The sequence below is a fragment of the Pseudomonas sp. B21-051 genome (assembly GCF_024748795.1).
Taxonomy (GTDB): Bacteria; Pseudomonadota; Gammaproteobacteria; order Pseudomonadales; family Pseudomonadaceae; genus Aquipseudomonas; species Aquipseudomonas putida_A.
This window is the reverse complement of sequence record NZ_CP087166.1, coordinates 3,868,174-3,890,115: the sequence shown is the minus strand read 5'-3', so window position 1 is coordinate 3,890,115 and position 21,942 is coordinate 3,868,174. Positions and strand designations below refer to the sequence as shown.

The window sequence follows — 21,942 nt, the reverse complement described above, 5'->3', positions numbered from 1 at the left end:
GACTCGTCTTATACGAGTCAATCACGATTTCCCGAAGGAGCTCCGCATGGCCTCCGCCGCTCCCTACAAACTTTTCAATGCGGTTTTGCACCGCAAGACGTTGTTGAGTCCGCACATGATGCGGATCACGCTCGCCGACCCTTCGATAGGTGGCATGGCCACCTGGGCGCCGGATCAGCGCGTCAAACTGTTCTTCCCTGCTGAAGATGGATCGCCTGCAAGTCTTGCGCAGGAGGAGGGCTGGTACGCGCGTTTTCGTTCTATGCTGGCGAGCCGGCGGCCAGCAATGCGCACTTACACCATTCGTCATTTGCGCGCCGAGCAAGGCGAAGTAGACATCGATTTTGTCCTGCACGGCGAGACCGGTCCCGCGTCGCGCTGGGCGCTGCGTGCGCAGCCGGGAGCGTCGATGCAGATTCTCGCTCCCGACAGCGGTTTTTCCGCGCAGGACGCCGGAGGGTTTGAATGGAAACCGCCGCAGGTGCTCAAGGAGGTTTTGCTGGTGGCCGATGCCACGGCATTGCCGGCCGCCATGGGCATTCTGGACGAGTTGGCTGCCATGGCTGAACCGCCTCAGACTCAGGCTTACTTTGAAGTGGACAGCCCACCAGACATGCTCCCGGTGCCGGATTGGCCTGGGCTGTCGGTGCAGTGGCTGATTCGCGATCAGGCGCCAGAAGTAGTGGCTGGGGCGCTGATGGTAGAGGCAGTGCAGCAGGCGTTCCTGCCGGCAGAGGATTCATCGCTCGGGCAAGCTGCCGAACTCGCCGAAGTCGATATCGACAAAGACATTCTCTGGGAGATCGCCAACACGGCCCCTGAAGGATTTTATGGCTGGATTGCCGGAGAAAGCGCGGCGGTCATGCGTCTGCGCAAATACCTGATCAAGGAGTGCGGTATCTCGCGTGAGTCACTCAATCTGATGGGCTATTGGCGCTACAACAAGGCTGGCAGCTAAAAACAAAAAAGGCCTCGAACATCACGTTCGAGGCCTTTTCTTTTGCGCTGAAGAATCAGCCGCAGGCTTTCAGGTTTACCGGACCGACAAATTCATTGCCGCGTCCCATCACACACGCCACGCTCTGATTGCGTTGACGTTCCCAGTCCTGCACCGGGTAGGTCTTGTCCCACGCTTCGTACAACTGCCGATCCTGTTTCGACAGGCGCAAGCCGTACTGCTTGCTCATGTAGAAATAGGTGCGTGCGATCATGCCGCGAATCGACGGGCGCGGCATGACCCTCTTGGCCTTGAAGTCGACCTGGGTCAGGCACGAGCCGTACTGCCCGGCTTGCACCGGCAGCCAGCCATAACTGAAGTTGCTGCGGTCACCGTTGACCTCGCCGATGCTCGGCACCAGGTTGTGCAGGTCGGCTTCGGCTTTCTGGTAACTCGGGTCATAGCGGGTGCAGTTTTTGCGTCCGCCCGACTGCCAGCATTGACGCTGGTGACCGAATTCCCACGCCGGGACGATGTGCTCCCATTCGATGCGCGAGGCGCGCTTGGCATTTTTGCGCGGCACGTAACCGCATGCCTTCAAGTCCACCTTGTTGCCGGTGTACTTGCACCCGCAGTAAAACTCGGTGGACTGCGGTGCATAGAGTTTCCAGGCGGCCTTTTTGGCCTCGGTAAAGGTGCGGGGTGCGCCAGCCTGGGCGCCAAAAGCGATGAACAGCAACAGCAAAGCAAAACAGCGGACACTCATTGAATCAATCTTCCTTCGGCACAACCCAAAAAATCTGCACGCCGCCATCGTCGCGATAGGCGAGTGTGACGTTGTCGTTCTCGTCGATTTCCTCGAGCAGTTGCTCCCATGCATCCACAGGCTCGTCCGGCAGACGGAAGATCAGTGCGGCTTTGGCTTTTTGTGCGGTAGGGGAATTGATGATTTTCTGAACGCGCATGCCCATGCGTTCGTAAGCGTCAGGAGCATCAGGAGAGGTGGCCACGAGGTTATCCTTATTAAGCTGTACGTGCATACAGTATTTAACTGTAAGCATTTTCGCAACTGCTTAAAATTCAAGAAAATCCTCTGACAGCGCTTTTCCGTTTTTGGTGTAAGTCGGGTCGATTATTTTGTACGAAAAAGTCGCGCTCAGCGTAAGTGGCAGCACCACCCGCCGCGCGGGCGAGTGGTGAGCAGGTTGCCCGACCCGGAAAGGCTCAGGCGAAGGTCAATCAGTATTCCCAGAACATCCGTTGCAGCTCTTTGCTGTCGTTGGTTTTGGTCAGGGCGACCATGGCCAGGATGCGGGCCTTTTGCGGGTTCAGGTCGTGAGCGACCACCCAGTCGTACTTGTCGTCAGGCTGTTCGGCGTTACGCAGGACGAAGCCGCCGGCGTTGACGTGGGACGAGCGGATGATCTGCACGCCGTCTTTACGCAGGGCTTGCAGGGATGGCACTACGCGCGAAGACACCGAACCGTTACCGGTACCGGCATGGATGATCGCTTTGGCGCCGGCCTGGGCCAGAGCCTTGTAGGCAGTGTCATCAACGTTGCCGTAGGAGTAGGCGATTTCTACGTCAGGCAGACTCTTGATGTTCTTGATGTCGAATTCCGAATCCATGGTGTGGCGCTTGGCTGGCAGGCGGAACCAGTAGGATTTGCCTTCGACCACCATGCCCAGCGGGCCCCAAGGGCTTTTGAACGCTTCGGTCTTGATGTTGATCATTTTGCTGACGTCACGCCCGGACTGGATCTCGTCGTTCATGGTCACCAGCACGCCTTTGCCGTGCGCTTCTTTGCTGCTGGCCACGGCGACGGCGTTGTACAGGTTGAGCATGCCGTCCGCCGACATGGCGGTGCCCGGACGCATAGAGCCGACCACGATGATCGGCTTGTCGGTTTTTTCCACCAGGTTCAGGAAGTACGCGGTTTCTTCCAGGGTGTCGGTGCCGTGGGTGATGACGATGCCATCGACGTCTTTGCTGTCGGCCAGTTCGGATACGCGGCGACCCAGTTGCAGCAGGTTGTCGTTGGTGATGCTTTCCGAAGCGATCTGCATGACTTGTTCGCCACGCACGTTCGCCAGTTTGCTCAGTTCGGGGATGCCGGCGATCAGTTGTTCAATGCCGACCTTGGCCGCTTGATAGGTGGCGCTGTTGGCTGCGCTGGCGCCGGCACCGGCAATGGTGCCGCCCGTGGCAAGCACTACGACGTTGGCGAGTTTGGTCTGGGTTTCGACTTCTTTTGCCTGAAGGGCGGTGGGCAGGAGCAGGAGGAGGGCCAAAGCGCCCGGAACCAAAGTGTTGAAAGCAGATTTCATTATTTTTCTCTCTAGTAGTGAGACGGTGCTGATGCAGGTTCATCTAGATGCGCCCCGAGCCGATCTGAATGCCTGGGGTGCAGGCTAGGGAGCAGGATCTGTACCAGCGCTACTTTGCTTTAGAGAAATGTTTAACCTGATGATTTACATCAAGATTTTATGAGTTTGCCAATTATGCGGCGAATGACATGGCCGGGTTTCCGAACAAAGGACGCTTTCGCGTTCGGTTCACCGAAAGGGACTACACCTCCTGTCGAACGAAATGGCTTGCCGGTTCAGGGTTTCTGCTAAAGAAACCCGTCAGCAGGCCGATGGCTGTTGAAGGAAACGTTTATTTAGGGAGTTCACATGTCACTGACGATCGGTTTTTCCAATCCCGGTTCAGTCACCATTGGCGGTAAAACCGCAGCGACAATCAATGCAATGAACCAGGCGGAAGCAGATGCAGCCGACGAGGCGCTTGGCGTTGAAAAAGAACCGAGCAATCAAGTTCGCACCGGTGGTCCGGCACAGGAAGCCGAGAAGGCGGACAGCGCTGACAGCGGCAATAACTTGAGCGTCACGGTGAAAATGTTGCTCAAGCGCATGCAGGAATTGCAGAAGCAACTGCAGGAGCAGCAACAGCAGTTGGCGGCGGCCCAGGCTGCGAGCTATCCGACGCCCGAGGCCAAGTCGCAGGCGGTCATGTCCGTTCAGGGGCAGATCGCGCAAACCAGCGGTGCGCTGATGGAAGTCGCCGCGGCACTGGTCAAGGAAATGTCCAAGGATTCCACCAGCGGCAACCTGGTCAGCACCACGGCCTAAGCAATGAGAGGCGAGTCACAAGACTCGTCCTCCTGCCATAATCGACGATTTCTGATTGTTGACAAATGTCGGCGGGATTCGCATAGTTCGGTCTACGCAAACGTTTGCGCGGCTTCCCCGGTGCATTGTTATCCGGAAGGCAGCGCTGAAGCTTACGCCAGCGCGAGCGTTGCTCACAATAATCATAAGATCGGAGTGAACCCATGAAGCTGCCATTCGCTGGACGTCTTCTTGCTGTCGCTATGCTGGCTGCCGCAGCCGCTGCACTACCTGTCTCTTCGGCGTTCGCCGAATCCCCGGAAAAACCCAAAGTCGCGCTGGTCATGAAATCCCTGGCCAACGAATTCTTCCTGACCATGGAAGACGGCGCCAAGGCCTACCAGAAAGAACACTCCGCTGACTTCGACCTGATCTCCAACGGCATCAAGGACGAGACCGATACCGCCGGGCAGACCCGCATCGTCGAGCAGATGATTCTGGCCAAGGTCAACGCGCTGGTCATCGCACCGTCCGATTCCAAAGCCATGGTGCCGGTGATCAAGAAAGCCGTCGATGCCGGCATCACCGTGATCAACATCGACAATCAGCTCGATCCGCAGATCGTCAAAAGCAAAAACATCAGCGTGCCATTCGTAGGCCCGGACAACCGCAAAGGTGCGCGTCTGGTCGGCGAATACCTGGCCAAGCAACTGAAGGCCGGTGACGAAGTCGGCATCATCGAAGGCGTGTCCACCACCACCAACGCCCAGCAACGCACCGCAGGCTTCAAGGATGCGATGGAGGCGGCGCAGATCAAGGTTGTCTCCTTGCAATCCGGTGACTGGGAGATCGACAAGGGCAACAAGGTTGCCGCTTCGATTCTCAGCGAATACCCGGATGTGAAAGCGCTGCTGGCGGGTAACGACAGCATGGCCGTTGGCGCTGTTTCCGCTGTGCGTGCTGCCGGTAAGGCAGGCAAGGTACAAGTGGTCGGCTACGACAATATCAATGCGATCAAGCCGATGCTCAAGGACGGTCGTGTGCTGGCGACGGCCGATCAGTTCGCTGCCAAACAGGCCGTGTTCGGTATCGAGACCGCGCTGAAAATCCTCAAGGGCGAGAAAGTCGACAGCGGCGCCAATGGCGTGATCGAAACGCCAGTCGAGCTGGTCACTAAGTAAGTCTTCCGGCGACACAACGGCGCTCGTCCGTCCGGACGAGCGCATGGAGAGTTTTTTATGTCAGTTTCCGCCCCGAACGCTGTCCTCTCGGTCAGCGGTATCGGTAAGACCTATGCGCAACCGGTGCTCACGGGCATCGATTTGACGCTGATGCGCGGTGAAGTGCTGGCGCTGACCGGTGAGAATGGCGCCGGTAAAAGCACGCTGTCGAAGATCATTGGGGGGCTGGTTACGCCCACCACCGGTCAGATGCAATTCCAGGGCAAGGACTACCGTCCGGGCAGTCGCACCCAGGCCGAAGAGCTTGGCGTGCGCATGGTCATGCAAGAACTCAATCTGCTGCCGACCCTGTCGGTGGCGGAAAACCTGTTTCTCGACAACCTGCCGAGCAACGGCGGCTGGATCAGTCGCAAGCAATTGCGTAAAGCCGCCATCGAAGCCATGGCGCAGGTTGGCCTCGATGCCATCGATCCGGACACCCTGGTCGGCGAGTTGGGTATCGGCCATCAACAGATGGTCGAGATCGCGCGCAACCTCATCGGCGATTGCCACGTGCTGATCCTCGATGAGCCGACCGCGATGCTCACTGCGCGTGAAGTGGAAATGCTCTTCGAGCAGATCACTCGCTTACAGGCACGTGGCGTCTCCATCATTTATATCTCCCACCGTCTCGAAGAACTGGCGCGAGTCGCGCAACGCATTGCCGTGCTGCGCGACGGCAATCTGGTCTGCGTCGAACCGATGGCCAACTACAACAGCGAGCAACTGGTCACCTTGATGGTTGGCCGCGAACTGGGCGAACACATCGACATGGGGCCGCGCAAGATCGGCGCCCCGGCACTGACGGTCAAAGGTCTGACCCGCTCCGACAAGGTGCGCGATGTTTCCTTCGAAGTGCGTGCCGGCGAGATCTTCGGGATTTCCGGGCTGATCGGGGCAGGGCGCACCGAATTGCTGCGACTGATCTTCGGCGCCGATCTGGCCGACAGCGGCACGATTGCGCTGGGTTCGCCGGCGCAGGTGGTCAGTGTGCGTTCGCCGGTTGATGCGGTGAACCATGGCATTGCCTTGATCACCGAAGACCGAAAGGGCGAAGGCTTGCTGCTCAGTCAGTCGATCAGCGCCAACATCGCCTTGGGCAACATGCCGGAGATTTCCAGGGCAGGAATCGTCAATGCCAGCGACGAAATTTCCTTGGCGCAGCGTCAGATCGATGCCATGCGCATCCGCAGTTCCAGCCCGACTCAACTGGTGTCGGAATTGTCCGGCGGCAATCAGCAGAAAGTGGTGATCGGCCGCTGGCTGGAGCGCGATTGCTCGGTGCTGTTGTTCGACGAGCCGACCCGCGGCATCGATGTCGGTGCCAAGTTCGATATCTACGCCTTGCTGGGCGAGTTGACGCGTCAGGGCAAGGCGCTGGTGGTGGTGTCCAGTGACCTGCGCGAGCTGATGCTGATCTGCGACCGGATCGGTGTGCTGTCGGCAGGGCGCTTGATCGATACCTTCGAGCGCGACAGCTGGACTCAGGATGATTTGCTTGCCGCCGCGTTCGCCGGCTACCAAAAACGTGATGCGTTGCTCAATGAAGCGGCGCCTAGGGATCTCCCATGAAAACTGCATCTTCCGCCGGCAAACGTAGTGGCAATTTCTACGGACTGGGCACCTATCTGGGCCTGGCCGGGGCCCTGTTGGCGATGGTGGCGCTGTTCTCGATGATGAGCAGCCACTTTCTGTCTTATGACACTTTCAGCACGCTGGCCAACCAGATCCCCGATCTGATGGTGCTGGCGGTGGGCATGACCTTTGTACTGATCATCGGCGGCATCGACCTGTCGGTCGGTTCGGTACTGGCACTGGCCGCCTCGACGGTCAGCGTGGCGATTCTCGGTTGGGGCTGGAGCGTGTTGCCGGCCGCGTTGCTCGGTATGGCGGTGGCGGCACTGGCGGGTACGGTGACCGGTTCGATCACCGTGGCGTGGCGCATTCCGTCGTTCATCGTTTCGCTCGGTGTGCTGGAAATGGCCCGTGGCCTGGCGTACCAGATGACCGGTTCGCGCACCGCGTACATTGGTGATTCGTTTGCCTGGCTGTCGAACCCGATCGCGTTCGGTATCTCGCCGTCGTTCATCATTGCCTTGCTGGTGATCTTCATCGCGCAAGCGGTGCTGACCCGCACCGTGTTCGGTCGTTACCTGATTGGTATCGGCACCAACGAAGAAGCGGTGCGTCTGGCCGGGATCAATCCAAAACCGTACAAGATTCTGGTGTTCAGCCTGATGGGCCTGCTCGCGGGTATCGCCGCGCTGTTCCAGATTTCCCGTCTGGAAGCGGCAGACCCAAATGCCGGCTCCGGTCTCGAATTGCAAGTGATCGCCGCCGTGGTGATCGGTGGCACCAGCCTGATGGGTGGCCGTGGTTCGGTGATCAGCACCTTCTTCGGTGTTTTGATCATTTCGGTACTGGCCGCCGGTCTGGCGCAGATCGGTGCGACCGAGCCAACCAAGCGCATCATCACCGGCGCGGTGATTGTCATCGCGGTGGTGCTCGATACCTATCGCAGCCAACGCGCCAGTCGACGGGGCTGACAGATGGCAACGATCAAGGATGTGGCGGCGCTCGCGGGGATTTCCTACACCACGGTTTCTCACGTGGTGAACAAGACGCGCCCGGTCAGCCAGGAAGTGCGGTTGAAGGTCGAGGCGGCCATCAAAAGCCTCGACTATGTGCCGAGTGCGGTGGCGCGTTCGCTGAAAGCCAAGACCACTGCGACCATTGGCTTATTGGTGCCCAACAGTCTCAACCCGTATTTTGCCGAGTTGGCGCGGGGCATCGAGGATTACTGCGAGCGTAACGGCTACTGCGTGATCCTCTGCAATTCTGACGACAACCCGGAAAAACAGCGCAGCTATTTGCGCGTGCTGCTGGAAAAACGCATTGACGGCCTGATCGTCGCCTCTGCCGGTGGCGACATCGGGCTCGCGCAAGGGCTGGCCGGGGTGAAAACGCCGATGGTCATCGTCGACCGCGGGCTGGATGGCGTCGACGCCGACCTGGTGCGCATCGACCATGAATATGGCGCTTATCTGGCGACGCGGCATCTGCTGGAGCTGGGCCATCGTGACATCGCCACCATCGGTGGTCCGTCGAGCACCAGCGTGGCGCAAATGCGTCAGGCCGGTTTTTGCCGGGCGCTGCAGGAGGCGGGCATCAAGGTGCGGGCCGAGCGCATGCTGGAAAGCGATTTCACCAGCACTGGCGGTTACAACGCGGCGGCGATCCTGCTTGAAAGCAATCCGCCGAGTGCGATCTTCGCCGGTAACGACATGATCGGCATCGGTGTGCTGCGCGCGGCGGCCGAGCGCAATGTGCGCGTGCCAAGCGAGCTGTCGGTGATCGGCTTCGACGATATCCAGATGAGTCGCTACGTGTACCCGGCGCTGACCACCGTTGGCCAGTCGATCCTGCAGTTGGGCGAGATGGCGGCCGAAGTGTTGCTGCGAAGGATTGCTACCCCGAGTCTGGTCACCGATCAACGGATCGTGACCCCGAGTATTGTCTTGCGCGAATCGACTGCGCCGCTGTCCGGCGTATTCACCGAGTACCGCTGAAACCGAATTGACGAGTAGTGATGTATGCCAGCAAATGTAGTGGTAATAGGCAGCCTGAACATGGATCTGGTCACCCGGGCACCACGGCTGCCCAAGGGCGGTGAAACGCTGATCGGTCATTCCTTTGCCACGGTGTCCGGCGGCAAGGGCGCCAATCAGGCAGTCGCTGCTGCGCGCCTGGGTGCGCAGGTGGCGATGGTCGGCTGTGTTGGCAACGATGACTACGGCTTGCAATTGCGTGACGCATTGCTGGCTGAACAGATCGATTGTCAGGCGGTGAGCACGGTTGAAGATTCCAGTGGCGTGGCGCTGATCGTGGTCGATGACAACAGTCAGAACGCCATCGTGATCGTTGCTGGCGCCAACGGTGCAATGACCCCGGCAGTGATCGACCGATTTGATGCGGTGCTGCAGGCGGCCGCCGTGATTATCTGCCAGCTCGAGATTCCCGATGCGACAGTCGGGCATGCGCTCAAGCGTGCACGTGCGCTGGGCAAAACAGTGATCCTCAATCCGGCGCCGGCCAGTCGTCCGTTGCCGGCAGACTGGTTTGCCGCCATCGACTACCTGATCCCCAACGAAAGCGAAGCCGCTGCGTTGAGCGGGATGCCGGTCGATTCGTTGGAAACCGCAGAAAGCGCTGCCAGCCAGTTGATCGCAATGGGCGCGGGCAAGGTCATCATTACTCTCGGTGCGCAAGGTTCACTGTTTGCCCATGGCAAAGGTTTCGAGCATTTCCCGGCGCCGAAAGTGAAGGCGGTCGATACCACCGCCGCCGGCGATACCTTCGTCGGCGGTTTTGCGGCGGCGCTCGCCAGTGGCAAATCCGAGGCCGAGGCGATCCGGTACGGGCAAGTCGCTGCAGCGCTGTCTGTGACCCGGGCCGGCGCACAACCTTCCATTCCAACCATGTCCGACGTACAGGCGTTCAAACCCGCATGAAAAAGACTCCTCTGCTCAACGTCGCGTTGTCGCGGCTGATCGCCTCCTTGGGCCATGGTGACATGGTGGTCATCGGAGACGCCGGACTGCCGGTGCCACCAGGTGTTGAATTGATTGATCTGGCGCTGACCCACGGTGTTCCGGATTTCGTCAGTACCCTGAAAGTCGTGCTCAGCGAGATGCAGGTGGAAAGCCATGTGCTGGCCAACGAAATCCTCGACAAGCAGCCGACCGCCCTGGTCGCGCTGGACGAGTTGCAGGAAGAGGGCGCCCTCGGCCGGCGCGATCTGCTGACTCATGAGCAATTCAAGGTTCTCAGCCGCCAGGCACGGGCGATTGTTCGTACAGGCGAATGTCAGCCGTACTGCAACATCGTGCTGGTCGCCGGAGTAACGTTCTAATCGGGTTTTCGCCTCATTCATTTTCATCAGCACAAGGAATGCGCCATGCACCGCTATGCTCAAAAACTCCACCAATTGCTTCGGAGTCTGCTGCTTTTGTCTTTTATTACCGCCACCGGCGCTCAGGCTGCTGAAAAGATCGACCTGATCATCGACACCGACCCTGGCGCCGACGACGTGGTCGCTTTGCTGTTCGCCCTGGCTTCGCCGGATGAACTGAATATTCGCGCACTGACCACCGTGGCCGGCAACGTGCGCCTCGACAAGACGTCGCGCAACGCGCGCCTGGCTCGCGAGTGGGCAGGGCGCGAAGACGTTCCGGTGTATGCCGGTGCGCCGAAACCGCTGATGCGTACGCCGATCTACGCCGAGAACATCCATGGCAAGGAAGGCCTTTCGGGTGTCACCGTGCATGAGCCGAAAAAAGGCCTGGCCGAAGGCAATGCGGTCAACTACCTGATTGACACTCTGAAAAAAGCCAAACCACACAGCATTACCATCGCCATGCTTGGCCCGCAGACCAACCTGGCGCTGGCGCTGATCCAGGAGCCGGAGATCGTCAATGGCATCAAGGAAGTGGTGATCATGGGCGGTGCGCACTTCAATGGCGGCAACATCACCCCGGTGGCCGAATTCAACCTGTTCGCCGATCCGCAAGCGGCGGAAGTGGTACTCAAGAGCGGCGTGAAACTGACCTACCTGCCGCTGGACGTGACCCACAAGATCCTCACCAGCGACGCACGCCTGAAACAGATCGCTGCACTGAACAACAACGCAAGCAAGATCGTTGGCGACATCCTCAACGAGTACATCAAGGGTGACATGGAGCACTACGGCATCCCGGGCGGCCCGGTGCATGACGCTACCGTCATCGCTTACCTGCTCAAGCCTGAGCTGTTCACTGGTCGTTCGGTCAACGTTGTGGTGGATAGTCGCGAAGGTCCGACTTTTGGCCAGACCATCGTTGACTGGTATGACGGTCTGAAGGCGCCGAAGAACGCCTTCTGGGTGGAAAATGGGGATGCTCAAGGCTTCTTCGATCTGCTGACCGAGCGTCTGAAGCGCTTGAAGTAAGACTGTGACCCGCAGGTGCCAGCCTGCGGGTTTTTATTTTCTCTCGGTGTCCTGCGTGTTCTCGTCGTCATGCTGGTACCGCTCGAACACCTGGGCGATAAACGTTTGTGCGCCCTGGGTTCCCATCGTCTTGACCAGCAGATCGATGCTGATCAACGCCAGCTCCTCCGCACTGCCCGGGCTGTACGAGCTGTGCCCCTTCGGCCAATGAACCTTGATGTCGGCGGAGATGCTTACGGTGTTCATGAGTGCGCTCGAAAAGTCGGGAATGTCTGAAAGCGAGTTAACCACTTTGTCGGGCGTTTGGCACTGCGACTTAGGCATGAGCGTGACGCTATGCGACACTTGGTCTTTTCCGACTGATCCAAGGAATGTGCTGTGCAGATCGATTTGAATACCCCCGACGGCCTCACACTCGACGCTGTGCGCCAGTTGCTGGCGTCGGCCAGCGATGATGTGCACACGCAGCTGCGCGTGACCAAGAGTGGGATTGCCTATATTTCTTCCGGTGTGACCGGCGGGCAGGATATTGATGGCCTGCTGTTTCGCCTGGAGACCTGGGCCAAGGGTTCGGGGTATGTCGGCAACGTCGCGGCCAGCGATGAAGTCTGGGTGATGCAGATTTTCAACGCGCTGAAAGACAACTGGCCGAATCCGCCGCTTGATTACATCGACGTCTATTGAGCGTCGTTAATATTCGGTGACGATTGCGTGAGGATGCGATGCCCGCACTTCAGGCAGACTCAGCGTTTTTCCGGGTCGTGGGGCAGGGTGATGGCACCGGCTGTGAAACCAAACGCCGAATTGGCGGTCGCACGATCTCAGCTTAACCATTTGAAAAAAGGAGGCTTCATGCCTTTGAAGTTCGCGTCTCTGGGTGCACTAATGGCCGTTGCCATGTTGGCCGGTTGCAGCACAACCTCCAGCGAGTCGGCAAAGGATCCTGTGGCGACCGATGCCGGTCATAGCCGCTGTGAAGCAAAGGCAGCGGAGTTTGCCATCGGTAAAAAGGCTTCGCCGGAACTGCTCGATCAGGCTCGTGCCAAGGCTGGCGCGCAAAACGCCCGCTTCCTCAAGCCAACCGACATGATCACTCTGGAGTACCGCTCCGATCGCTTGAATCTGAACACCGACAACAACCTGGTGGTCACCCGCGTCAACTGCGGCTGATCGCAGAGCGCTTTTGTTGCAGGCATAAAAAACCCCGTCACATGGACGGGGTTTTTTTAGTGCGCCGGGAAATTACTCTGGGCGAACTTGTGCAGCTTGCATACCCTTTTGGCCTTTCTCAGCCACGAAAGAGACGGTCTGGCCTTCTTTCAGGCTTTTGAAACCGTCGGATTCGATAGCTTTGAAGTGTACGAACAGGTCGTCACCGCCACCTTGAGGAGTGATGAAGCCGAAGCCTTTTTCATCGTTGAACCATTTAACGGTGCCGGTTTGGCGATTAGACATGGTGTATCTCCAAGAAACATATATTTTCAGTAGTACTGTGCTGCTCAGGCCAACTGGGCACACCGGAGTATCATAGTCGAAATGTTCGCTTTGGTAGCCCCCCGGACGTGCTGTTTGCTTTCATATTGCATCGATTTCAACCTCTGAAATGTCTGCAAGCCCCGGTTTCAGTGGCTTTCAGCCGAAAGAAGAGGGTGTAAAAAAAGCTATAAAACCTGCGTAAATTATCGATTTCGGGGTCTTTTTGGCGGTTTTCAGCCTGCTGGACGCCCGAAAAAACATTCGTCAGTGCTTATTTCTGCACTCGGCAAACCGAGATTTCTTTCAGTGCGCGCTGACCCAGTTCACCACTTGGCGGGGTGTTCTTGTCCATCAGTTGCGCGATCTCTTGCGTGGTGAATTTCTTTTCCAGAACGTCGGCACCGCAAGCGCAATGTTTATTGGCTTCGGCCGGATTGACGCTCTTGCTGGCTGCGGCGGTGCAGTCGTTCATGTATTGGGCTTTGACGCCGGCAGGCCAGGCCGCGTTGGCGCTCAGCGGCAGCAGCAGCAGGGCCAGCGGGGCCGCGAAAGCAAAAAGTCGGATAAGGCGCATGTCGGAAACTCCTTGGGTTGATATCGGCGACGATTCTCAGCTTATTTGAGGCAAAGCGTATATCCCAAGTTCACTTCGCGCCGCAAAAATGCGCAAATCAGCAACACCTCAATTCGATGACGTCGATGACCGCTCATCTGTGCTAGCATGCCGGGCTCAAGCGTTCTCAGGCTCCGGATGGCCTTCAGCCCCGGCAGCGGTCAGCGTGCGAAAAAATTCTGATTTGAATCCCAGTCACTCTGGTTCGGTTTTCCGGTTGGCCGCAAGGCTCCTGCCGCTGTAAGGCAGGCGTTCGTCATTGAATGGCCTGGATCGGATCTTGTACTGGCTCATCCCAACCCACGTGACCTTTGGTAGGGGTCACCACTAGGAGAGGAGGCGCCATGCCAACTATTACTCTTCCCGACGGCAGTCAACGTTCATTCGATCACCCGGTTTCCGTAGCCGAGGTCGCCGCATCCATTGGTGCAGGCCTGGCCAAGGCCACCGTGGCCGGCAAGGTCAACGGCAAGCTGGTCGACGCCTGCGACATCATCGACAGCGACGCGACGCTGCAAATCATCACGCCAAAGGATGAAGAGGGGCTGGAGATCATTCGCCACTCTTGCGCGCACCTGGTTGGCCATGCGGTCAAGCAGCTGTACCCGACTGCGAAAATGGTCATCGGGCCGGTCATCGACGAAGGCTTCTATTACGACATCGCCTTCGAACGTCCTTTCACGCCGGACGACATGGCCGCCATCGAACAGCGCATGCACCAGCTGATCGACAAGGATTACGACGTCATCAAGAAAGTCACTCCGCGCGCCGAAGTGATCGAAGTGTTCAAGGCCCGCGGCGAAGACTACAAGCTGCGTCTGGTCGAAGACATGCCGAACGAGCAGGCCATGGGCCTGTACTACCACGAAGAATATGTCGACATGTGCCGCGGCCCGCACGTGCCGAACACGCGTTTCCTGAAATCCTTCAAGCTGACCAAGTTGTCCGGCGCCTACTGGCGCGGTGATGCCAAGAACGAGCAATTGCAGCGCGTTTACGGCACAGCCTGGGCAGACAAGAAGCAGCTGGCGGCTTACATCCAGCGCATCGAAGAAGCGGAAAAGCGCGATCACCGCAAGATCGGCAAGCGCCTGGGCCTTTTCCACACCCAGGAAGAAGCACCGGGCATGGTGTTCTGGCACCCGAACGGCTGGACCCTGTATCAAGTGCTCGAGCAGTACATGCGCAAAGTGCAGCGTGACAACGGCTACCTGGAGATCAAGACGCCGCAAGTGGTCGATCGCAGCCTCTGGGAGAAATCCGGGCACTGGGCCAACTACGCCGACAACATGTTCACCACTGAGTCGGAAAGCCGCGACTACGCCATCAAACCGATGAACTGCCCGTGCCACGTGCAGGTGTTCAATCAGGGCCTGAAGAGCTACCGCGAGCTGCCGATGCGTCTGGCCGAGTTCGGTGCGTGCCATCGTAACGAGCCGTCGGGTGCGTTGCACGGCATCATGCGTGTGCGCGCGTTCACTCAGGACGACGCCCACATTTTCTGCACCGAAGAGCAGATGCAGGCCGAATCCGCTGCGTTCATCAAGCTGACCATGGACGTTTACCGTGACTTCGGCTTCACCGACGTCGAGATGAAACTGTCCACTCGTCCGGAAAAACGTGTAGGTTCCGACGAACTGTGGGATCGCGCCGAAGCGGCACTGGCGGCAGCCCTTGATAGCGCTGGCCTGCCGTACGATCTGCAGCCGGGCGAAGGTGCGTTCTACGGTCCGAAAATCGAGTTCTCGCTGAAAGATTGCCTCGGTCGCGTCTGGCAGTGTGGTACCTTGCAGCTCGATTTCAACCTGCCTGTCCGTCTCGGCGCCGAATACGTCTCCGAAGACAACAGCCGCAAACACCCAGTGATGCTGCATCGCGCGATCCTCGGTTCCTTCGAGCGTTTCGTCGGGATTCTGATCGAGCATTACGAAGGTGCATTCCCTGCGTGGCTGGCGCCAACCCAGGCAGTGATCATGAATATCACTGATAAACAGGCAGATTTTGTTGCAGAAGTAGAAAAAACTCTCAACGAAAGCGGATTTCGTGCCAAGTCCGACTTGAGAAATGAAAAGATCGGCTTTAAAATCCGCGAGCATACTTTGCTCAAGGTTCCCTATCTTTTGGTTATCGGAGATAAGGAAGTCGAGATGCAGACTGTCGCTGTGCGTACTCGTGAAGGTGCTGACCTGGGCTCGATGCCCGTCGCCCAGTTCGCTGAGTTTCTCGCGCAAGCGGTTTCCCGGCGTGGTCGCCCAGATTCGGAGTAATTATTATTAAGCGTGAAATGAGACAAGATAAACGAGCTGCACCGAAAGCCCCGATCAACGAGAATATCTCGGCACGCGAGGTTCGGTTAATTGGCGCTGATGGCGAGCAGATTGGCATCGTCTCGATTGATGAAGCGCTTCGTATTGCTGAAGAAGCAAAGCTTGATCTGGTAGAAATCTCTGCTGACGCAGTCCCACCGGTTTGCCGGGTGATGGACTACGGCAAATCGATCTTCGAAAAGAAGAAGCAGATTGCAGCAGCGAAGAAAAACCAGAAGCAGATTCAGGTAAAAGAAATCAAGTTTCGTCCAGGGACGGAGGAAGGGGATTACCAGGTAAAACTGCGCAACCTGGTACGTTTCCTGAGTGACGGGGACAGGGCCAAGGTATCCTTGCGATTCCGCGGCCGTGAGATGGCCCACCAGGAGCTGGGGATGGAACTCCTCAAGCGGGTTGAAGCTGACCTGCTCGAGTACGGTTCGGTCGAACAGCATCCTAAGATGGAAGGACGCCAGCTGATCATGGTCATCGCCCCGAAAAAGAAGAAGTAATCAACAGGGCACGGCAGGCCTTCTGATTATGTTTATCAACTGAATGCGGAGTATCCGAACATGCCAAAAATGAAAACCAAAAGTGGTGCTGCTAAGCGGTTTCTGAAAACTGCTAACGGTATCAAGCACAAGCACGCTTTCAAGAGCCACATCCTGACCAAAATGTCGACCAAGCGTAAGCGTCAACTGCGCGGTAGCAGCTTGCTGCATCCGTCTGACGTGGCAAAAGTCGAGCGCATGCTGCGCCTTCGTTAATTTTAGTCAAGAATAGAGGAAGTAACTCATGGCTCGTGTAAAGCGTGGCGTCATTGCCCGTAAGCGTCACAAAAAAATTCTGAAACTTGCTAAAGGCTACTACGGCGCACGCTCCCGCGTATTCCGTGTTGCCAAGCAAGCGGTAATCAAGGCAGGCCAATACGCCTACCGCGACCGTCGTCAGAAAAAACGTCAGTTCCGCGCTCTGTGGATCGCTCGTATCAACGCTGGTGCTCGTGTTAACGGTCTGTCCTACAGCCGTTTCATCGCTGGCCTGAAAAAAGCGTCCATCGAGATCGACCGCAAGGTTCTGGCTGATCTGGCAGTGAACGAAAAAGCGGCGTTTGCTGCGATTGTCGAGAAAGCTAAAGCCACCTTGGCTTAAGTACCCCCGACAGTCACCCGGCCTCACCTCTGTGGGGCCAGGTGTTAAACGTCATAAATAGGGGAAGAGCCTTCAAGCTCTTCCCCTATTTTGTATCTGGAGTCTGTACATGGAAAACCTGGATGCGCTGGTCTCTCAAGCACTAGAGGCTGTGCAAAGCGCTGAAGATATCAATGCCCTGGAGCAAATCCGGGTTCAATACCTTGGCAAAAAGGGTGAATTGACTCAGGTGATGAAGACCCTGGGGAATTTGCCGGCAGAAGAGCGTCCGCAAGTCGGCGCCCTGATCAACGTTGCCAAGGAACGTGTCACAGGCGTTCTCAATGCGCGCATGGCTCTGTTTGAAGAAGCCGAACTGGCTGCCAAACTGTCTGCCGAATCCATTGACGTGACGTTGCCGGGCCGTGGCCAGACCTCAGGTGGTCTGCATCCGGTGACCCGGACTCTGGAACGAGTCGAGCAGTTCTTCACCCGTATCGGCTACGGCATCGCCGAAGGCCCTGAGGTCGAAGACGACTATCACAACTTCGAAGCGCTCAACATCCCAGGCCACCACCCGGCCCGGTCGATGCATGACACCTTCTATTTCAACGCGAACATGTTGCTGCGCACCCATACCTCGCCGGTACAGGTCCGCACCATGGAGTCCAAGCAACCGCCGATCCGCATCGTCTGCCCAGGCCGTGTGTATCGCAGCGACTCCGATATCACCCACTCGCCGATGTTCCACCAAGTCGAAGGCCTGCTGGTCGATCGCGACATCAATTTCGCCGATCTCAAAGGCACCATCGAAGAGTTCCTGCGGGTGTTCTTCGAGAAAGAGCTGGCCGTACGTTTCCGTCCTTCGTACTTCCCGTTCACCGAGCCATCCGCTGAAGTCGACATGGAATGCGTGATGTGCAGCGGTAAAGGCTGCCGCGTCTGCAAGCAGACCGGCTGGCTGGAAGTCATGGGCTGCGGCATGGTTCACCCGAACGTGCTGCGCATGTCCGGCATCGATCCGGAAGAGTTCTCCGGCTTTGCCTTCGGCATGGGCGTCGAGCGTCTGGCAATGCTCCGTTACGGCGTGAACGACTTGCGTCTGTTCTTCGACAACGACTTGCGGTTCCTCGCGCAATTTCGCTAGTCGTAACGAATTCTTAGGAGAGCAGGATGAAATTCAGTGAACAATGGCTGCGTGGCTGGGTTAGCCCGCAGGTAAGTCGCGACGAGCTGGTTGCTCGTCTGTCGATGGCGGGTCTGGAGGTCGATAGTGTGACCCCGGCCGCCGGTGTATTCAGCGGCGTGGTCGTGGGCGAGGTGCTGAGCACCGAGCAGCACCCTGATGCCGACAAGCTGCGTGTGTGCCAGGTCAGCAATGGCGCGGAAACCTTCCAGGTCGTGTGCGGTGCGCCAAACGTGCGTCCGGGCCTGAAGATTCCGTTCGCCATGATCGGTGCCGAACTGCCGGGCGACTTCAAGATCAAGAAGGCCAAGCTGCGTGGCGTCGAGTCCAACGGCATGCTGTGCTCGCAAGCCGAGCTGCAGGTCGGTGAAGGCAACGACGGTCTGATGGAACTGCCGGCCGATGCGCCGGTGGGCGAAGATTTCCGTGTGTATCTGGATCTGGAGGACGCCAGCATCGAGGTCGACCTGACCCCGAACCGTGGCGACTGCCTGTCGCTGGCCGGTCTGGCCCGTGAAGTGGGCGCGCTGTACGACACGTCGCTCGCCCGCCCGGTGGTCATGACCATTCCGGCTGTGCACGACGAAGTGCGTCCGGTAGAAGTGCTGGCGCCTGCCGCCTGCCCGCGTTACCTGGGTCGCGTCATCCGTAACGTTGACCTGTCCAAACCAACGCCGCTGTGGATGGTTGAACGTCTGCGCCGCGCCGATGTGCGCAGCATCGACGCTGCGGTCGACATCACCAACTACGTGATGCTCGAACTGGGCCAGCCGCTGCACGCTTTCGATCTCGCCGAAATCAATGGCGGTATCCGTGTGCGCATGGCGGAAGAGGGCGAGAAACTGGTGCTGCTCGACGGTCAGGAAGTCAGCCTGCGTAGCGATACGCTGGTGATCGCCGACCACACCCGCGCTCTGGCGATTGCCGGCGTAATGGGTGGCGAGCACAGCGGTGTGTCCGCAACCACTCGCGACGTTTTCCTGGAAAGTGCCTTCTTCGACCAGATCGCTGTGGCGGGCAAGGCTCGTTCCTACGGCCTGCACACCGATGCGTCGCACCGTTACGAGCGTGGCGTGGACTGGCAACTGGCCCGTGAAGCCATGGAGCGCGCCACCGGCCTGTTGCTGGAAATCACCGGTGGCGAAGCCGGCCCGATCATCGAGACCGTCAGCGAGCAGCACCTGCCGTCGATCGCGCCGATCACCCTGCGTGCGCAGCGCATCACCCAGATGCTGGGGATGGAAATGGATTCGGCGCAGGTGGAGCGTCTGCTCGGCGCCTTGGGTCTGAAGATTTCCGCTGACGGCGCAGGGCAGTGGCGCGTAGAAGTGCCAAGCCATCGCTTCGACATCAGCCTGGAAGTCGATCTGATCGAAGAGCTGGCGCGTCTGTACGGCTACAACCGTCTGCCAGTTCGTTACCCGCAAGCGCGTCTGGCGCCGCAAGCCAAAGCTGAAGCGCGCAGCGAATTGCCTGAACTGCGTCGTCTGCTGGTAGCTCGTGGTTATCAGGAAGCGATCACTTACAGCTTCATCGATCCGAAACAGTTCGAACTGTTCAACCCGGGCGTCGAGCCGCTGTTGCTGGCCAACCCGATTTCCAATGACATGGCTGCCATGCGTTCCTCGCTGTGGCCGGGCCTGGTCAAGGCGTTGCAGCACAACCTGAACCGCCAGCAGGATCGCGTGCGTCTGTTCGAAAGCGGTCTGCGCTTCGTCGGTCAGCTGGAAGGTCTGAAGCAAGAGCCAATGTTGTCGGGTGTTGTTTGCGGCAGCCGTCTGCCGGAAGGTTGGGCGCAGGGTCGCGACACCGTCGATTTCTTCGACGTGAAAGCTGACGTCGAAGCGGTGCTGGGCTTTGCCGGTGCGCTGGATACCTTCACTTTCGCTCCGGGCAAACACCCAGCGCTGCACCCGGGGCAAACCGCGCGCATCGAACGGGACGGGCGTGAAGTCGGCTTTATCGGTGCGATTCACCCTGAGCTGTCCAAAGCCTTGGGCCTGGATCGTCCGGTCTTCGTCTTCGAGCTGGTTCTGGCTGAAGTCGCTTCCGGAAAAATGCCGCAATTCCACGAGTTGTCGCGCTTTCCTGAAGTGCGTCGTGACCTTGCACTGATCGCACACAAAGACATCGCGGCCTCGGCTGTACTGGACGTAATCCGTGAAAATGCAGGCGAATGGCTCACGGATCTCAGGCTGTTTGACGTGTATCAGGGTAAAGGCATTGATCCTGATAGAAAAAGCCTTGCAGTTGGCTTGACCTGGCAGCATCCATCGCGCACTCTTAATGACGATGAGGTGAATTCGACGACGCAAAATATCCTCACCTCGCTCGAACAAAGGTTGAACGCCACGTTAAGGAAGTGACGTATGGGGGCTTTGACGAAAGCTGAGATGGCGGAACGTCTGTATGAAGAGCTGGGCCTGAACAAGCGGGAAGCCAAGGAATTGGTCGAACTGTTTTTCGAGGAAATCAGGCACGCTCTTGAAGACAACGAGCAGGTCAAATTGTCCGGTTTCGGCAATTTCGACCTTCGGGACAAACGCCAGCGGCCTGGCCGCAACCCGAAAACGGGGGAAGAAATCCCGATCACGGCTCGCCGTGTGGTCACCTTTCGTCCAGGGCAGAAGTTGAAGGCCCGAGTTGAGGCTTATGCTGGAACCAAGTCATAACGACGAACTACCCGTCATCCCGGGCAAACGCTACTTCACCATTGGTGAAGTCAGCGAGCTGTGTGCGGTAAAACCACACGTGCTGCGCTACTGGGAGCAGGAGTTTCCTCAACTCAACCCCGTCAAACGCCGCGGAAACCGCCGGTATTATCAGCGCCAGGACGTGCTGATGATCCGGCAGATCCGCGCGCTCCTTTACGATCAGGGGTTCACCATCGGCGGCGCACGCTTGCGTTTGTCCGGCGATGAAGCCAAAGACGACACCACCCAATACAAGCAAATGATCCGCCAGATGATCGCTGAGCTTGAAGATGTACTGGTGGTTCTCAAGAAATAAAAAGCTGCGTTTGAATACTTCCAGTTTTCAAAAGCTTGCGATATATTCTTGAGCGCTCTTCGAGATGAAGAGCAGGTTTCAAACCAGTCGGGGCGTAGCGCAGTCCGGTAGCGCACTAGCATGGGGTGCTAGGGGTCGAGTGTTCGAATCACTCCGTCCCGACCATATAATTCAATGACTTAGGCCAATGTTGATGACATTGGCCTTTTTCATGCGCGTGAGCTTTGCGGGACCACTGAGCAGCCAGTGGCCACGCCTCAATGCAGAACCCTACGGCTCTCACCAATCCTGATCCGGTCCAGCGCCCGGTTCAATGCATCCAGTGCATCGAGAAGCGCCTTGGCTTCTGCCTCTCGGCCATCGCCCCATAAGCGTTCCGCCATTTTGTTCAAGGCCTGGATCGAGCGTTCTATGTCAGCGGCGGTCGTTGGTGTCTGGGTTAGCGCTTCTTTGCTGGGCATACGGTCATTCATCTGCAGGTGTTGGCAATCCCCAGCATGATCGGCGTTCACTGCCGTTCAATCCAGTGGTTACTGTTTCGGCTTGCTCTGAATATCTTCCGAGTCGCTGGAGGTTGCCGCGTCTTTCTCGGTTTCTTTCGATTCTGCGCCCGAGTTCGAACCAGAAGCCTCTTCACCTTTCTTGTTGGCTTTTTCTTCGTTGGATTCGGATTTATTGCTGGATTGATTTACGCCCGGGATGGCAGTGGGCGGGGCGGCTGATCCTGCGTTTTCGGTTGCCAGTGTCAAGCCCGAGCCAGCCAGCATCAGGCCTGCAAGTGTCAGGGTTGCAATTATCTTGTTCATTTTTCTGGCCTTGCGCAGAGGGGTGTACCGCATTGGATACGCCAGTCATGCCAAGGTGCTGGTCGGTGGACGAACGGTTGGCTCTGAGCAAATGCGGCAATTTGCTGGCCCCCAGGCTTGGGCTTCCCCGGCAAAATCGCCTTTTTTCAAAAGGTTAGGTT

27 protein-coding genes and 1 tRNA gene are annotated in these 21,942 nt (G+C 58.0%); 20 read left to right on the top strand and 8 right to left on the bottom strand.

Features of this window, described 5'->3' with window-relative positions; genetic code table 11:
• The first annotated feature begins 46 nt into the window (after positions 1–46).
• Positions 47–958, top strand: coding sequence for a siderophore-interacting protein (locus LOY52_RS17335; RefSeq protein ID WP_258675229.1), 912 nt, complete (start codon positions 47–49; stop codon positions 956–958).
• Positions 959–1,013: 55 nt separating this feature from the next.
• Here the strand turns inward: LOY52_RS17335 and LOY52_RS17330 are convergent, their stop codons facing one another.
• The 3 genes from LOY52_RS17330 to LOY52_RS17320 all read right to left on the bottom strand — a co-directional run bounded on the left by LOY52_RS17330 (position 1,014) and on the right by LOY52_RS17320 (position 3,265).
• Positions 1,014–1,703, bottom strand: coding sequence for an endonuclease I family protein (locus LOY52_RS17330; RefSeq protein WP_258675228.1), 690 nt, complete (start codon positions 1,701–1,703; stop codon positions 1,014–1,016).
• 4 nt (positions 1,704–1,707) lie between these two features.
• The gene (locus tag LOY52_RS17325; RefSeq protein WP_003226395.1) at positions 1,708–1,998 is read right to left on the bottom strand and encodes a DUF1654 domain-containing protein; all 291 of its coding nucleotides are present in this window, start codon (positions 1,996–1,998) and stop codon (positions 1,708–1,710) included.
• Positions 1,999–2,176: 178 nt separating this feature from the next.
• Positions 2,177–3,265: an asparaginase gene (locus LOY52_RS17320; protein ID WP_027611548.1), complete on the bottom strand. Its 1,089-nt coding sequence runs from the start codon at positions 3,263–3,265 to the stop codon at positions 2,177–2,179.
• A 348-nt stretch (positions 3,266–3,613) separates the two neighbouring features.
• Here LOY52_RS17320 and LOY52_RS17315 point away from each other — a divergent pair, with 348 nt between their 5' ends.
• The 8 genes from LOY52_RS17315 (at position 3,614) to LOY52_RS17280 (ending at position 11,254) form a co-directional block, all read left to right on the top strand.
• Entirely contained in the window at positions 3,614–4,069 is a 456-nt protein-coding gene (locus LOY52_RS17315; RefSeq protein WP_258675226.1) for a hypothetical protein, read from the top strand.
• A gap of 203 nt (positions 4,070–4,272) precedes the next feature.
• Positions 4,273–5,229 carry a sugar ABC transporter substrate-binding protein gene (locus LOY52_RS17310; RefSeq protein WP_095136714.1) on the top strand — a complete coding sequence of 319 codons (957 nt, stop codon included), beginning with the start codon at positions 4,273–4,275 and terminating at the stop codon, positions 5,227–5,229.
• Positions 5,230–5,286: 57 nt separating this feature from the next.
• Positions 5,287–6,840: a sugar ABC transporter ATP-binding protein gene (locus LOY52_RS17305; protein ID WP_095136713.1), complete on the top strand. Its 1,554-nt coding sequence runs from the start codon at positions 5,287–5,289 to the stop codon at positions 6,838–6,840.
• The gene (locus LOY52_RS17300) at positions 6,837–7,814 is read left to right on the top strand and encodes an ABC transporter permease (protein ID WP_007961238.1); all 978 of its coding nucleotides are present in this window, start codon (positions 6,837–6,839) and stop codon (positions 7,812–7,814) included. Before LOY52_RS17305 ends, LOY52_RS17300 begins: the two co-directional genes overlap by 4 nt.
• A 3-nt stretch (positions 7,815–7,817) precedes the next feature.
• Complete coding sequence (locus LOY52_RS17295) at positions 7,818–8,837, top strand: LacI family DNA-binding transcriptional regulator (RefSeq protein WP_027611551.1); 1,020 nt, start codon at positions 7,818–7,820, stop codon at positions 8,835–8,837.
• Between the two features lie 24 nt (positions 8,838–8,861).
• Positions 8,862–9,779, top strand: a complete 918-nt coding sequence (gene rbsK / locus LOY52_RS17290; RefSeq protein WP_258675224.1) for a ribokinase — start codon at positions 8,862–8,864, stop codon at positions 9,777–9,779.
• Complete coding sequence (gene rbsD, locus LOY52_RS17285) at positions 9,776–10,180, top strand: D-ribose pyranase (RefSeq protein WP_027611553.1); 405 nt, start codon at positions 9,776–9,778, stop codon at positions 10,178–10,180. Before rbsK ends, rbsD begins: the two co-directional genes overlap by 4 nt.
• A gap of 45 nt (positions 10,181–10,225) precedes the next feature.
• A complete protein-coding gene (locus LOY52_RS17280; protein ID WP_096796176.1) occupies positions 10,226–11,254 on the top strand; it encodes a nucleoside hydrolase in 1,029 nt (342 codons plus the stop codon).
• Between the two features lie 33 nt (positions 11,255–11,287).
• Here the strand turns inward: LOY52_RS17280 and LOY52_RS17275 are convergent, their stop codons facing one another.
• Positions 11,288–11,500 carry a hypothetical protein gene (locus LOY52_RS17275; protein WP_202370396.1) on the bottom strand — a complete coding sequence of 71 codons (213 nt, stop codon included), beginning with the start codon at positions 11,498–11,500 and terminating at the stop codon, positions 11,288–11,290.
• Between the two features lie 132 nt (positions 11,501–11,632).
• Here LOY52_RS17275 and LOY52_RS17270 point away from each other — a divergent pair, with 132 nt between their 5' ends.
• Both LOY52_RS17270 and LOY52_RS17265 read left to right on the top strand, forming a co-directional pair.
• Positions 11,633–11,938: a hypothetical protein gene (locus tag LOY52_RS17270; protein WP_258675222.1), complete on the top strand. Its 306-nt coding sequence runs from the start codon at positions 11,633–11,635 to the stop codon at positions 11,936–11,938.
• Positions 11,939–12,106: 168 nt separating this feature from the next.
• The gene (locus LOY52_RS17265; RefSeq protein WP_007961248.1) at positions 12,107–12,424 is read left to right on the top strand and encodes an I78 family peptidase inhibitor; all 318 of its coding nucleotides are present in this window, start codon (positions 12,107–12,109) and stop codon (positions 12,422–12,424) included.
• Positions 12,425–12,496: 72 nt separating this feature from the next.
• Here the strand turns inward: LOY52_RS17265 and LOY52_RS17260 are convergent, their stop codons facing one another.
• Together LOY52_RS17260 and LOY52_RS17255 are read right to left on the bottom strand one after the other, a co-directional pair.
• Entirely contained in the window at positions 12,497–12,709 is a 213-nt protein-coding gene (locus LOY52_RS17260) for a cold-shock protein (RefSeq protein ID WP_003179963.1), read from the bottom strand.
• A 292-nt stretch (positions 12,710–13,001) separates the two neighbouring features.
• A complete protein-coding gene (locus LOY52_RS17255) occupies positions 13,002–13,304 on the bottom strand; it encodes a hypothetical protein (RefSeq protein ID WP_258675219.1) in 303 nt (100 codons plus the stop codon).
• Positions 13,305–13,687: 383 nt separating this feature from the next.
• Between LOY52_RS17255 and thrS the strand changes: the two genes are divergently transcribed.
• The 9 genes from thrS (at position 13,688) to LOY52_RS17210 (ending at position 21,140) form a co-directional block, all read left to right on the top strand.
• Complete coding sequence (gene thrS, locus LOY52_RS17250; protein ID WP_003226368.1) at positions 13,688–15,610, top strand: threonine--tRNA ligase; 1,923 nt, start codon at positions 13,688–13,690, stop codon at positions 15,608–15,610.
• The gene (gene infC / locus LOY52_RS17245; protein ID WP_170929410.1) at positions 15,610–16,161 is read left to right on the top strand and encodes a translation initiation factor IF-3; all 552 of its coding nucleotides are present in this window, start codon (positions 15,610–15,612) and stop codon (positions 16,159–16,161) included. The genes thrS and infC overlap by 1 nt, the downstream gene beginning before the upstream one ends.
• A 60-nt stretch (positions 16,162–16,221) precedes the next feature.
• Complete coding sequence (gene rpmI, locus LOY52_RS17240) at positions 16,222–16,416, top strand: 50S ribosomal protein L35 (RefSeq protein ID WP_002553160.1); 195 nt, start codon at positions 16,222–16,224, stop codon at positions 16,414–16,416.
• Positions 16,417–16,444: 28 nt separating this feature from the next.
• On the top strand, positions 16,445–16,801 hold the full coding sequence (gene rplT / locus LOY52_RS17235) for a 50S ribosomal protein L20 (RefSeq protein ID WP_002553161.1): 357 nt from the start codon (positions 16,445–16,447) through the stop codon (positions 16,799–16,801).
• Between the two features lie 109 nt (positions 16,802–16,910).
• Positions 16,911–17,927, top strand: coding sequence for a phenylalanine--tRNA ligase subunit alpha (pheS, locus tag LOY52_RS17230; protein ID WP_003226365.1), 1,017 nt, complete (start codon positions 16,911–16,913; stop codon positions 17,925–17,927).
• A gap of 26 nt (positions 17,928–17,953) precedes the next feature.
• Positions 17,954–20,332 carry a phenylalanine--tRNA ligase subunit beta gene (gene pheT, locus LOY52_RS17225; protein ID WP_258675214.1) on the top strand — a complete coding sequence of 793 codons (2,379 nt, stop codon included), beginning with the start codon at positions 17,954–17,956 and terminating at the stop codon, positions 20,330–20,332.
• Positions 20,333–20,335: 3 nt separating this feature from the next.
• Entirely contained in the window at positions 20,336–20,638 is a 303-nt protein-coding gene (ihfA, locus tag LOY52_RS17220; protein WP_002553164.1) for an integration host factor subunit alpha, read from the top strand.
• A complete protein-coding gene (locus LOY52_RS17215) occupies positions 20,619–20,975 on the top strand; it encodes a MerR family transcriptional regulator (protein WP_003179985.1) in 357 nt (118 codons plus the stop codon). Before ihfA ends, LOY52_RS17215 begins: the two co-directional genes overlap by 20 nt.
• Before the next feature lie 88 nt (positions 20,976–21,063).
• Positions 21,064–21,140, top strand: a tRNA-Pro gene (locus tag LOY52_RS17210).
• Between the two features lie 92 nt (positions 21,141–21,232).
• Here LOY52_RS17210 and LOY52_RS17205 read toward each other — a convergent pair.
• Positions 21,233–21,436 carry a hypothetical protein gene (locus tag LOY52_RS17205; protein ID WP_258679888.1) on the bottom strand — a complete coding sequence of 68 codons (204 nt, stop codon included), beginning with the start codon at positions 21,434–21,436 and terminating at the stop codon, positions 21,233–21,235.
• Between the two features lie 69 nt (positions 21,437–21,505).
• Positions 21,506–21,781, bottom strand: coding sequence for a hypothetical protein (locus LOY52_RS17200; protein ID WP_258675213.1), 276 nt, complete (start codon positions 21,779–21,781; stop codon positions 21,506–21,508).
• Positions 21,782–21,942 lie beyond the last annotated feature (161 nt).